We start from the raw sequence: 11,848 nt of genomic DNA on the forward strand, positions 1-11,848 counted from the left end.
ACCCCGCCGTCACGGCGCGACCGCCGCGGCCCGCGCCACCACGTCCGCCAGCACCGCGTCCGGATCGGCCACCGAGCCGGGCCCGTCCGCCGAGCGCCACGAGACGAACGCGTCCGGCCGCACCAGCACGGCGCCGCCCTCGCCCAGGCCGTACGCCTCGGCCCAGTCCCGGTCCACGGGCCGCAGTTCCTCGTGCGGGCCGACGGCGTGGCTGCGCAGCGGGACACCCAGCCGCTCGGCGGCCTTGACCGCTGCCTTCGCCCACGCCTCGCCGCCGGGGCCGTGCAGCAGCACGAAGTCGTCCCAGAACAGGTCGATGGTCGACAGCTCCTCCTCTCCGCGCCGCAGCCACACGTGCGGGGCACGGGTGCCCGGCTCGCCGGTCAGCTTCAGATCGGGCGTGAGGACCTTCGAGGCGGGGGCGCCGACCACGGACGAGGAACGGTAGCGGTAGCCGAGCGTGATGATCACGTCGTCGACGAAGTCGGCACGGTCCTGCTCGGTGGCGTACCCGTGCCGGATGCGGTTGCGCACCAGGGCCTGCTCGGACATGGCGGTGCCCAGCGGGCGGCGCTCCGCGTCGTAGGTGTCCAGCAGCGCGTCGCTGCCCCAGCCGTGGTGCACGGCCGCCAGCTTCCAGGACAGGTTGTGAGCGTCGTGGATGCCGGTGTTGGCGCCGAACCCGCCCGCGGGCGGGTGGACGTGCGCGGCGTCACCGGCCAGGAAGACCCGGCCCACCCGGAACGTCTCGGAGACCAGCTGGGCGCCCTGCCAGGGCACCTTGGCCGTGATCTCGACGTCGATGTCCTTGCCCGCGGCGCGGCGGACGATCTCCACACAGCGCTCGTCGGTGTAGTCCTCCGCCTTCTCGCCCTTCTCCGGGTAGTAGATGGGCGCGGCCAGCCACGGGTCGCAGCCGTGCAGCCGGGACAGGCCCATCAGGGAGCCGCCGACCGAGGCGTAGCACAGGATGAACTTGCGGTCCCCCAGGAGCTTTTCCAGCTCGGGCGCCCGGAAGTAGATGCTCAGCGCGTTGAAGACGGTGCCGCGCCCGACCCGCTCCACGCCCAGGGCGCGGCGGACACGGCTGCCCGCGCCGTCGGCCCCCACCAGGTAGTCGGCGCGGATCGTCAGCCGCCTGCCGGTCGCCGACTCCTCGGCGACGGCCGTCACCCCCTCCTCGTCCGCCGCGAAGGAGACCAGCTTCGTGTTGAACCGGATGTCGGCCCCGTACTCCCGGGCCTTGGCGACCAGCACCTTCTCGTAGCGGTCCTGGCCGCAGCCCATCACCCGCTCCGGGCTGACCGTGGGGCCGTCCAGCGACGGGGACTCCAGCAGCTCGGCGTTGTCGATGTCGGAGAAGGTGTCGACCTTGATGATCCCGCCCTCGAAGTAGGCGTGCGAGTTGCCCTTCTCCAGCGCGCGGATCTCCTTCCCCAGGCCCGCGGCGCGGAACAGCTCCATGGTGCGGGCCTGGAGGCCCGGGGCGCGGGGGAGCATGGAAGTGCTGTCCCGCTTCTCCAGCAGCATGGTGGCCACGCCTCGCCGGCCGCTGAACAGTGCGGTGGACAGTCCGACGGGACCACCACCGACGATCAGCACCGGGATCTTCACGTCATACATGCATGTCCCCTCTGAACGGCTGGACTTGGCCGGAATCGGCACCCCAGAGAAGTAGACGCGGCGGCTAGAGGGCCGGTGGAGACGCACCGGGGGGCGAGCGGCCCCGCCGCCCGGCGGCCCGCGTGCCGTCCCCACCGCTGTTCGAGGAGCGCTCAACCCGCCGGTGTGACTCTCCCGTGGCGGCCCTGGCGCCAGGCCATGTGCCGTTTCGGAAGGAGTCTCGCGCATGACGCACACCAGCCTGGATGTCAGCACCCCGGCCGGAATCATCCGGCTGAGCAACGCCTTCTGCGACGCGAAGGCGCTGCTGACCGCGGTCGAACTGGGACTGTTCACCACCCTCGCCGAGAAGGGTCCCTCGACCCAGGAGGAGATCCGCCAGGAACTGGGCCTGCACGGCCGCGGGCTGAGCGACTGGCTGCACCTGCTGGCCGCGCTGGGGCTGCTCACCCGCCAGGACGGCAGGTTCGGCAACGCGGAGGGCGCCGGCACCTATCTGGTGCGCGGCAGCGAGCAGTACGTGGGCGGCTTCCTGGAGCGCTCCAACCGCAACCTCTACCCGGCCTGGGGCCGGCTCACCGAGGCGCTGCGCACCGGCGAACAGCAGTCCGGCAGCGACTTCGAGGAGGTCACCAAGAACCCGCACATCCTGCGGCAGTTCGTCAACATGATGGACGCCCTCACCCACGTGGTGGGACCCGAACTGGTCGAGAAGTTCGACTGGAGCGGCCACAGCTCCGTACTGGACGTGGGCGGGGCCCGCGGCAACCTGTGCTCCATCATCGTCAAGGCGCAGCCCCACCTGAGCGGCCACGTCTTCGACCTGCCGCCCATGGAGCCGCTCTTCGACGAGAAGGTTGCCGCCTACGGGCTGACCGGCAAGGTCACCTTCCACGGCGGCAGCTTCTTCACCGACCCGCTGCCCCGCGCCGACGTCGTCACCCTCGGCCACGTGCTGCACGACTGGGACGAGCAGCAGCGCGGCGAGCTGGTCGCCAAGGCGTACGACGCCGTCAACCCGGGCGGGGCGCTGCTCGTCTACGACCGGATGCTGGACGACACCCCCGACCACGTGGAGAACCTCGTCATCAGCCTCGACATGCTGCTGGTCACCGACGGCGGTTCCGAGTACCCGGTCTCGGAGGTCGTCGCGCACGCCGGGCGCGCCGGGTTCGCCTCCACCGAGACGCTGCCGCTGAGCGACTACGACACGCTCGTGATCTGCCGCAAGGCCGCCTGAGCGGGCCGCCCGAGCCGCCCCGACACGGAGGAGTCCCCATTCCATGAGCGCTACCCAGCAGGCCCCCGGACAGCTACCGGTACTGATCGTCGGCGGTGCGGTGACCGGGCTGTCCACCGCGGTCTTCCTCGGCCGGCACGGCGTCCGCAGCCTCGTCGTCGAACGGCACCCCGACACGCTCAGCCATCCCCGCTCGCGCGGCGTCAACCCGCGGACGGTGGAGCTGTACCGGCAGGTCGGTCTGGAGCGGGCCATCTGGTCCGAGGCCAGCCTCGCCACCGACTTCAGCAAGCTGCTGATGATCCGCGCCGAGACCCTGGCCGGCCCCGAGATGTTCAGCGGCCCCACCGACCAGCCCGACCCCACCGGCGGCGTCAGCCCCTGCGAGTGGGCACCCATCGACCAGGACCGGCTCGAACACCTGCTGCGGGACCGGGCCGCGGCGCTCGGCGCGGAGCTGGCCTTCGGCACCGAACTGGTCTCCTTCGACCAGGACGCGGACGGCGTCACCGCGCTGCTCCGTGATGCCGCCGACGGCAGCGAACGCACCGTGCGGGCCGCGTATCTGGTCGCCGCCGACGGCAGCCGCAGCCCGGTGCGGCAGCGGCTGGGCATCGTGGCCGACGGGCCCGGCGAGTTCGCCACCACCCTCTCGGTGCTCTTCGAGGCCGACCTGAGCCGGGCGGCGCGCGGCAGGGAGGTCGGCGTCTGCTATCTCGACAAGCCGGCGCCCTCCACCATCCTGTTCGCGCACGACGGCGAACAGCGGTGGATCTTCGCCACGGCCATGCCGGAGGGCGAGAGCCTGGAGACGATGACCGAGGAGCGGGCCGTCGGTCTGGTCAGGGACGCCATCGGCGAGCCGGACCTGGCCGTGCGGATCGTCCCGCAGCTCCCGGCCGGCGGGGCGAAGTGGCTCAGCTTCGTCATCGGCGCGCAGGTCGCCCGCGACTACCGCAGCGGGCGGGTCTTCCTCGTCGGGGACGCCGCCCACCTGGTGCCGCCCACCGGCGGGTTCGGGGCCAGCCTGGGCATCCAGGACGCCGGGAACCTCGCCTGGAAGCTGGCCGCCGTCCTCGACGGCACGGCCGCCGACTCCCTGCTGGACACCTACCACGCCGAGCGGCACCCGGTGGCCTGGATGACGCTCCAGCAGGCGCTCGGCATGATGCAGGAGCGCACCGGCCCCGAGGGCGAGGGCCAGGAGGCCGGTCCCGACCCCGCGGAGGCGTACGGCACCACCGTGTTCGGCTACCGCTACGGCGACGGCCCGCCGGTGCCGCCGCACGCCCTGAACGGGGAGCCGGGCACCCGGGCCCCGCACGTGGAGCTGGACCGGGCGGGGGAGCGGATCTCCACCCTCGACCTGTACGGCGGCGCCCCGGTGCTCCTGACCGCGGAGGGCGGCGCGGCCTGGGCGCGGGCGGCCGGCGCGGTCGCCGAGGAGACGGGCGTCCGGCTCGACGCGTACCGGGTGGGCGGGGACGGCGCGACGCTGACCGCGCCGGACGGCGGCATCGCCAAGCCGTACGGCATCGGCGAGGACGGCGCCGTCCTCGTCCGCCCCGACGGCTTCGTGGCCTGGCGTGCTCAGGGCGCGGCGGACGATCCGCGGGCGGCTCTGCGGGAGGCGGTACGGGCGCTGTACCCGGCACCGCACTGAGCCGTCGCACACCGGCCGGCGGGGTTCGCCCCGGCCGTCCTGCGGTGCAGCACGCGGCCGGGGTCCCCTTCCGAGGGGCCCCGGCCGCGTCGCGTCCCGGGCGGCCGGTGCTCACCGTCCGGTGCGTGGCGGGGCATCGGCGGGGAGGGTGCATACTGGTTATCGGTACGAAACCGTTTCGTACCGACGGAGGTGCCAGAATGACGTCCGTGGCAACGACACGGCGCAGCAGAATCACCCCCGAGCGCGAGGCGGAGCTGTACGACGCCGTGCTCGACCTGCTGCGCGAGGTGGGGTACGACGCGCTGACGATGGACGCCGTCGCCGCCGCCACCCACTCCAGCAAAGCCACCCTCTACCGGCAGTGGGGCAGCAAGCCGCAGCTGGTCGCCCGGGCGCTCAAGCACGGCAAGCCCGGTCCCTCGTGCGCCGTCGCGGACACCGGATCGCTCCGCGGCGACCTGCTGGAGACCGTCGTGCACGCCTTCGACGACAGCCGCATCGAGCAGGACGCCGCGCTGATGCGCGGAGTGGGCCGCGCCGCCCACGACAACCCCGAACTCCTCGCCGCGCTGCGCGAGCTGCTCATCGAACCGAGCATCGCCGAGCTGCGCGTGCTGCTGGACCGGGCGGTGGCCCGGGGCGAGATCCGGCCCGACAACCCGGCGCTCGACCTCGTCCCGCACATGTTCCTCGGCGCCCTGGTCAGCGGCGAGCTGATCGACGGCCGGCAGGTCACCCAGGAATTCCTGGTCACCTACCTCGACGCCGTGCTGATGCCCGCCCTGCGCGCCTGACACGGACACGGACGCGGGCCCGGCCCGCGCCCTCCGGCACCTCCCCGAGCCCGCACCTTTCCCGTCCTCAGCCCACCCCTCGGCGGGCCCGTGCGCCCAGTGCCGTGCGCCGGCGCCCCCCGAGGCCCCTCACCACGACTGGAGTTCCTGACCCGTGGCCACCTTCCTCTCCCGCCTGGGGCGGCTCGCCTTCCGGCGGCGCGGCATCGTCGTGCTGCTGTGGGTGGCGCTGCTCGCGATAGCCGGGGCGGGCGCCGCCGCCGCGCCGCCCGCCGCCTCCACCTCCTTCGCCATCCCCGGCACCGAGGCCCAGAAAGCGTTCGACCTGCTCGATCAGCGTTTCCCCGGGGCCGATGCCGAGGGCGCCACCGCCCGCGTCGTCTTCAAGGCGCCGCACGGCGAGAAGATCACCGACCCGGACAACAAGGCCCGCATCGCCAAGGCCGTCACCGGCCTGAAGTCGGGCTCCGACCAGGTCGCCCGCGTCGTCGACCCGTTCACCGGCAAGGCCGTCAGCAAGGACCGCACCACCGCGTACGTGTCCGTCTCCTACAAGGTCGGCGCCATGGAGCTGACCGACGACACCCGGGAGGCGCTGGAGCACACCGGCGAACAGGCCCGGCACGGCGGGATGACGGTGGAGATCGGCGGTGACGCGCTCAGCACCATCCCCGAGACGGGGGCCGGCGAGATCATCGGTGTGGCCGTCGCCGCGGTCGTCCTCGTCATCACGTTCGGCTCACTCGTCGCCGCCGGGCTGCCCCTGCTGACCGCGCTGGTCGGCGTCGGCATCGGCGTCTCCACCATCACCGCGCTCGCCGGTGTGCTGGACCTCGGCTCCACCACCTCGATCCTGGCCATGATGATCGGCCTGGCGGTCGGTATCGACTACGCGCTCTTCGTCGTCTCCCGCTACCGCTCCGAACTCGCCGAGGGCCGCGAGCGGGAGGAGGCCGCGGGCCGCGCCGTGGGAACCGCCGGCTCCGCCGTGGTCTTCGCCGGGCTCACCGTCGTCATCGCGCTGGTCGGACTGGCCGTCGTCAACATCCCGATGCTCACCAAGATGGGCATCGCCGCGGCCGGCACCGTCGCGGTCGCCGTCCTGGTGGCCCTCACCCTCATCCCCGCGCTGCTGGGCTTCGCCGGCAAGCGGGTCATGGGCCGCAAGGCCCGCAAGACCGCGGCGGCCGGTGACGGCGAGGCGGCGGACGCCGCGGCGCAGACCGGGCCGGCCGGCGGCAAGGAGCCGGCCGGCACCCGCTGGGCGCGGTTCGTGCAGCGGCGGCCCGTCGCCGTCCTGCTGGCCGGCGTCGTCGGCCTGGGCGTCATCGCACTGCCGGCCGCCTCCCTCGAACTCGGCCTGCCCGACGACGGCGCCAAGCCGACGAGCACCACCCAGCGCAAGGCGTACGACCTGCTGTCCGAGGGCTTCGGCCCGGGCTTCAACGGCCCCCTGATGACGGTCGTGGACGCGCAGGGCAGCGACGACGCCAAGGCCGCCGTGGACCACACGGTCCGCGAACTGTCCCGGCTCGACGGCATCGCCGTCATGGCGCCGCCCACCTTCAACAAGGCCGGCGACACCGCCATGGTCACCGTCGTCCCCGACTCCAAGCCGTCCTCCGCGCGGACCGAGGAGCTGGTCCACGACATCCGCGACACCGGGGCCGCGCTCCAGGGCAAGACCGGCGCCGACGTGCTGGTCACCGGATCGACCGCGATGAACATCGACGTGTCGCAGAAGCTGAACGACGCCCTGCTGCCCTATCTGGCACTCGTCGTGGGGCTGGCGTTCCTCCTGCTGATGGTCGTCTTCCGCTCGGTCCTCGTCCCGCTGAAGGCGGCACTCGGCTTCCTGCTGTCCGTCGTCGCCGCACTCGGCGCGGTGGTCGCGGTCTTCCAGTGGGGCTGGCTCGGCGGCCTGTTCGGCGTGGAGCAGACCGGCCCGGTGATGTCGATGATGCCGATCTTCATGGTCGGCGTGGTCTTCGGCCTCGCCATGGACTACGAGGTGTTCCTGGTGACCCGGATGCGGGAGTCGTACGCCCACGGGGAGTCCCCGCACGAGGCCGTCGTCACCGGGTTCCGGCACGGGGCGCGGGTCGTCACCGCCGCCGCCGTCATCATGATCGCCGTCTTCGCCGGGTTCATCGGCTCCAGCGACTCCATGGTCAAGATGATCGGCTTCGGACTGGCCGTCGCCGTCCTCTTCGACGCCTTCGTCGTCCGGATGGCACTCGTCCCCGCCGTCCTCGGACTGCTGGGCCACCGCGCCTGGTGGCTGCCGCGCCGACTGGCCCGGGTGCTGCCCACCGTGGACGTCGAGGGCGAGCGGCTGAGCGCCTCCGGCACCCCCGCGGCCCTGTCCGACGCGGCCGGCGCCCGCGGCCCGGAGGGTGAGGCCGAGCCCGCCGCCCGGCACTGAACGCGGCCACTGCCGGCGAATCCGCCCGCATCCGTGCGGCCTGCGCCAGGATGGCCGCATGGATGTGGCGGAACTCGTGCTCAAATACGTCGAGGTCGTGATCTGGCCCGTCGTGGCACTCGCCGTGGCCTGGGGGCTCCGCGGATATCTGCGGGAGGCGTTCGCCCGTATGACGCGGATCGAGACGCCCGCCGGGGCCATCGAGTTCGAGACGGAGGCCCGGCACCTGCGGGAGCGTGCCGAGGAACTGACACGGTCCCCCTCCTCCGGTCTCCCCGGGAGGGCGACCGGGGAGCAGCCCTACCAGCCGCAGTTCCCGGTTCCGGGGCCTCCGACGGTGCCGGTGCCCCCGCCGGCGCCGTACTCGGCGGAGACCCCGGCACCGGTACCCGCACCGGCCCCGCCGCGCACCCCGGCACCGGCACCCGAGCACCGGCCGTGGCCCGCGCCCCGGTCCGAGCCCGACGACACCCACGCGCCCGCCCCGCGCCGCGCACCCGACGCGGGCGGCGACCTCTCGCCGGCCGAAGAGGCACCCGCCCCGGCCGCCGACCCCGACCCGCTCCCGCCCTACGGGCCGGCGCCCGACCACAGCTCCCGGCCCGCCCCCGGCCACCGTTCCCCGCCCGTCCCCGCACCCGAATCCGAAGGCCCGCACGGGTCGGGGGCCGGGCAGCAGCCCTGGGTCGCCGACGGCGTGTACGGGTACGGGCTGCCGCCAGGGGCGGACGGCGTGATGCCCCCGAGGCTCCCGGAGGGGGACAGCCTGTTCGGTGAGTCGTGGGAGGTGGTCGAAGTCTCCCCCGTCGGCGCCCTGGTGACGGCGTGGGCCGCGCTGGCCGCGATGCTGGACCAGGCGCTGCCGCCGCTGTCGGACACCCGCGCGGGCCGGGACACCACCACGCTGCGCGGCCGGCTGGTGCTGGCGGGCAGCCCACCGGAACTGCTCTCCGTGCTGGACGGGCTGCGCCGGCTGCGGGACGCGGCAGTACGCGACGGCACCCCGGTGAGCGCACAGGCCGCCCGCCACTTCATCACCGGCTGCGAACGCGTCGCCGGCGGACTGCGCCGCCGCTAGCGCCTCGCCACGCCGGGCGGTCCTCCCGGTGCGGGCACGCGGGCGACGATGTGCCGTTCCCCGGCGCGCCTCCGCCCCGGCGGAGCGGGCGCGTCAGCACCGCGGGGCCGCACACCGCCGGTTCGCGCACCGCCGGTTCGCGGTCCGCGCCGGCCGGCAGGCCGCCGTCAGCCACGCACGCGCCCGGACATGCCGCGGGCGGGCGGCACTCGTACGGTGCCGCCGGCCCGCCACGCTGCTCAGCTGGTGTAGTCCTTGATCCAGTAGGAGCAGTCGATCCACCCCGGGAGCTTGCCGCTGAAGTCCTTGGCACACGCCTTGATCTGGACCTCGGTGTTGTGCGGGATGTTGCTGATCCGGCAGTACTTGTACCCGTTGTTCGCACCGTCCCGGTCGTCGCACGACGTGATCTCGGAGCGGCCGGGGAGCTTGATGCGGAGCACCATGCCGTAGCCGTCCGCCTTGGTGTCCGCGATGCGGAACTTGTTGTTGTCGGCGCTGTTGAAGCCCCCGGTGCCGCGGCCGTTCGACGCGTCCGCGATGTGCCAGGACCCGACGGCGTTCGCCGGGGCCTGCGCCAGGGCGACACAGGCGGCGGCGCCGACCGCCACGGTCAGGACATGCTTGATACGGGACATGCGCCCCTCACTCTCTTCACTCACAGCCCCCCGAGCGGCGATCCCGTCGGGTCGTCCGGAAGGATCATGCCCCGGACAAGCGGGATTTGCCATAGTTGCACCGGCACTTCTTTGCCGATCCGCTGTGAGCGGGATGTCGAAGAGGTGAGTTCGCGAAGGCACGCGTGCGAAGCACCCGGACGCGTTCGCGTCCGAGTGTCGTCCGCATTCCGGCGTTCCCGCGGGCGGGCGTTCTGCGGGTGGGCGTTCCGGCGGGCGGGCGGCGGACCCCGGCGCTCCGTGCCGCCGCCCGGCTCATCCGCGGTGGCGGGTGCGCAGTCCCTGGAGGAGGAGTTCGAGACCGAATTCGAAGTGTGCCGAGAAGTCGGTGCTGGTCAGGGTCGGCAGCGCGGCGGTCAGATGCGGCAGGCCGGCGGCTGCGACGCCGCGGCGCAGGGGCTCGGTCTTCGCGTCGGTGTCCGCACCGGAGGCGGGGCCCTCGGGCAGGGTCGCCTGCTCCTCCAGCGTGTGGCCCACGGTGAAGTTGACGAGCGTGAGCAGGGCGCGGGTCGCGTCCGCGTCGTCGAAGCCCGCGTCGCGCAGTACGGCGAGGACCGCCTCGGAGAAGCCCAGGGTGTTGGGCCCGGTGGAGTGGGTCCCGGCGTAGACGCGGGCGCCGTCGCGGTGTGCGAGCAGCGCGGTGCGCAGCGCCCGGGCGAGACCGGCGACCCGGCTGTCCCAGGTGGCGGTCGGCGCCGTCGCCGTGTCCGGGGGAGCGGCTGCGGCGCCGGGGCCGGCCGCCCCTTCCAGCATCCGTTCCGCCATCGCGGTCAGCAGGTCGTGCTTGGTGGCGAAGTAGCGGTACAGGGCCCCGGCCTGCACTCCGAGCGCGTCGGCCAGCCCTCGCATGGTCAGCGCGTCGAGGCCGGCCTCGTCCAGCAGGCGGAGAGCGGTGTCCACGGTGCGGGCGGAGTCGATCCGGGCCGGGCGGCCACGTTCGGGAGTTGACGGAGAGCTCATGGACCACACTGTAGTGAACGTCGTTCACATGAGTGAACACTCTGCGGCGGGCGGCCGAGGTGCCGGACCGTCCCGCCGGGCGCGTCACCGGGCCGCCCGTACCACCGGCCCGGCCGCACAGGGGTGCCGCCCCCGCCGTGACCGGACACGTTCATGTGCGGGACACGTGCCCGCCCTCCGTACGTGGGACGGAGTGCACCGAAGCTCGTGATCTTGACCTTCGGTACCTCCCGCACGTCTCACGGACACGGAGCCGCACATGGACCGCAGATCCCTCCTCGCCGCCGGTGGCGGCGCCCTGGTGACCACCGCCGCAGCCGCACAGGCCCACGCAGCCCCGGCCGCGCCGCCCGGGGCCCGCGGGCGGGGCCACGGACGGGACGTCGTACGGTTCAACGTCATCAGCGACATCCAGGGGGATCTGCGCGACTTCGGACGGGCGCTGGACGACATGGCGTCCGTGAACCCGCACAGCGCGGGCCTCGCCGTCGCGGGCGACATCACGCCGCGCGGCTACGACTTCGAGTACGCGCAGGTCACCGCCGAACTGAAGCGGCACTCCCACCCGTCGAAGGTGGCCTGGGCGATCGGCAACCACGAGTTCTACGTACCGAAGTGGCGGGACCCGGACACGCTGGCGGAGTCCACCTGGCCCAACGGCACCACCGAGGACTCCCTCTTCCGCAGCTTCTACCGTTTCGCCGGGCGCGGCCGGGTGCACGCGGAGACGTCCTTCGGCGGCGTCCCGGTGCTCATGCTCGGCACCGAGCGCTACTCGCACTACCACGACGCGAAGCTGTGGGACGAGGTGTGGATCAGCGAGGAGCAGTTCGCGTGGCTGGAGGACCGGCTGTGGCACTGGTCGCGCCGCCGCAGGCCGGTCATGGTGATCACCCACCATCCGCTGCCCAACACGGTCTCCGGCACGCGCAACAAGCTCTACGCGAGCGACTACCTCCAGGCCGACCGCCTCCTGGGCCTGCTGGGCCGGCACCCGGACGTCTTCCTCTTCTGCGGTCACACCCACTGGGACCTGGACCTGTCCGACTGGGTGGTGCGCCGTGTGGTGCCCGGCACCGCGAACCTCAGCGGGTTCACCGTGGTGAACACCGGGGCGGTCCAGACCGGTTTCCGGGACGACGGGAAGGGCGGTGAGGTCGCCGTCGAGGGCTCCTTCAACCAGGGCCTCCAGGTCGAGGTGCACCGCGACGCGGTCGTCGTCAAGGCGCGCGACTTCGCCCGCCGCACCTGGCTGAAGGAGATCACCGTGCCGCTGGCCCGCTGAGTCCGCCCGGCACCCGGCGGGGGCGGTCCGCCGTCACGGAAGGGGCCGCCCCGACCCCGGACACCAACCCACTATGGTGGGACGCCGGTTCGATTCTGCG

Annotated in this window: 9 protein-coding genes; 6 read left to right on the forward strand and 3 right to left on the reverse strand. The window is 73.2% G+C overall.

The window, feature by feature from the left end; genetic code table 11:
* Positions 1 to 9: 9 nt before the first annotated feature.
* Entirely contained in the window at positions 10 to 1,623 is a 1,614-nt protein-coding gene (locus IO40_RS0128785; RefSeq protein WP_031176411.1) for an FAD-dependent monooxygenase, read from the reverse strand.
* A gap of 226 nt (positions 1,624 to 1,849) precedes the next feature.
* Here IO40_RS0128785 and IO40_RS0128790 point away from each other — a divergent pair, with 226 nt between their 5' ends.
* The 5 genes from IO40_RS0128790 (at position 1,850) to IO40_RS0128810 (ending at position 8,826) form a co-directional block, all read left to right on the forward strand.
* On the forward strand, positions 1,850 to 2,863 hold the full coding sequence (locus tag IO40_RS0128790; RefSeq protein WP_016468294.1) for a methyltransferase: 1,014 nt from the start codon (positions 1,850 to 1,852) through the stop codon (positions 2,861 to 2,863).
* Between the two features lie 43 nt (positions 2,864 to 2,906).
* Positions 2,907 to 4,526, forward strand: coding sequence for an FAD-dependent monooxygenase (locus IO40_RS0128795; protein WP_016468293.1), 1,620 nt, complete (start codon positions 2,907 to 2,909; stop codon positions 4,524 to 4,526).
* Positions 4,527 to 4,726: 200 nt separating this feature from the next.
* On the forward strand, positions 4,727 to 5,323 hold the full coding sequence (locus tag IO40_RS0128800) for a TetR/AcrR family transcriptional regulator (RefSeq protein WP_016468292.1): 597 nt from the start codon (positions 4,727 to 4,729) through the stop codon (positions 5,321 to 5,323).
* Between the two features lie 154 nt (positions 5,324 to 5,477).
* Positions 5,478 to 7,748 carry an MMPL family transporter gene (locus tag IO40_RS0128805; RefSeq protein WP_031176412.1) on the forward strand — a complete coding sequence of 757 codons (2,271 nt, stop codon included), beginning with the start codon at positions 5,478 to 5,480 and terminating at the stop codon, positions 7,746 to 7,748.
* A gap of 58 nt (positions 7,749 to 7,806) precedes the next feature.
* A complete protein-coding gene (locus IO40_RS0128810) occupies positions 7,807 to 8,826 on the forward strand; it encodes a hypothetical protein (protein ID WP_031176413.1) in 1,020 nt (339 codons plus the stop codon).
* Between the two features lie 239 nt (positions 8,827 to 9,065).
* Here IO40_RS0128810 and IO40_RS0128815 read toward each other — a convergent pair whose 3' ends face one another.
* Both IO40_RS0128815 and IO40_RS0128820 read right to left on the reverse strand, forming a co-directional pair.
* Complete coding sequence (locus tag IO40_RS0128815; protein WP_016468289.1) at positions 9,066 to 9,464, reverse strand: hypothetical protein; 399 nt, start codon at positions 9,462 to 9,464, stop codon at positions 9,066 to 9,068.
* A gap of 294 nt (positions 9,465 to 9,758) precedes the next feature.
* Complete coding sequence (locus tag IO40_RS0128820) at positions 9,759 to 10,463, reverse strand: TetR/AcrR family transcriptional regulator (RefSeq protein ID WP_031027283.1); 705 nt, start codon at positions 10,461 to 10,463, stop codon at positions 9,759 to 9,761.
* Positions 10,464 to 10,722: 259 nt separating this feature from the next.
* Here IO40_RS0128820 and IO40_RS0128825 point away from each other — a divergent pair, with 259 nt between their 5' ends.
* A complete protein-coding gene (locus IO40_RS0128825; protein ID WP_031176414.1) occupies positions 10,723 to 11,748 on the forward strand; it encodes a metallophosphoesterase family protein in 1,026 nt (341 codons plus the stop codon).
* Positions 11,749 to 11,848: the final 100 nt, after the last annotated feature.

Source organism: Streptomyces albus subsp. albus (genome assembly GCF_000725885.1).
Classification (GTDB): domain Bacteria; phylum Actinomycetota; class Actinomycetes; order Streptomycetales; family Streptomycetaceae; genus Streptomyces; species Streptomyces albus.

Coding starts and splice junctions, on each gene's coding strand:
- IO40_RS0128790 (WP_016468294.1), top strand. CDS start 1,850: ATGACGCACACCAGCCTGGATGTCAGCACCCCGGCCGGAATCATCCGG.
- IO40_RS0128785 (WP_031176411.1), bottom strand. CDS start 1,623: ATGTATGACGTGAAGATCCCGGTGCTGATCGTCGGTGGTGGTCCCGTC.
- IO40_RS0128825 (WP_031176414.1), top strand. CDS start 10,723: ATGGACCGCAGATCCCTCCTCGCCGCCGGTGGCGGCGCCCTGGTGACC.
- IO40_RS0128795 (WP_016468293.1), top strand. CDS start 2,907: ATGAGCGCTACCCAGCAGGCCCCCGGACAGCTACCGGTACTGATCGTC.
- IO40_RS0128810 (WP_031176413.1), top strand. CDS start 7,807: ATGGATGTGGCGGAACTCGTGCTCAAATACGTCGAGGTCGTGATCTGG.
- IO40_RS0128815 (WP_016468289.1), bottom strand. CDS start 9,464: ATGTCCCGTATCAAGCATGTCCTGACCGTGGCGGTCGGCGCCGCCGCC.
- IO40_RS0128800 (WP_016468292.1), top strand. CDS start 4,727: ATGACGTCCGTGGCAACGACACGGCGCAGCAGAATCACCCCCGAGCGC.
- IO40_RS0128820 (WP_031027283.1), bottom strand. CDS start 10,463: ATGAGCTCTCCGTCAACTCCCGAACGTGGCCGCCCGGCCCGGATCGAC.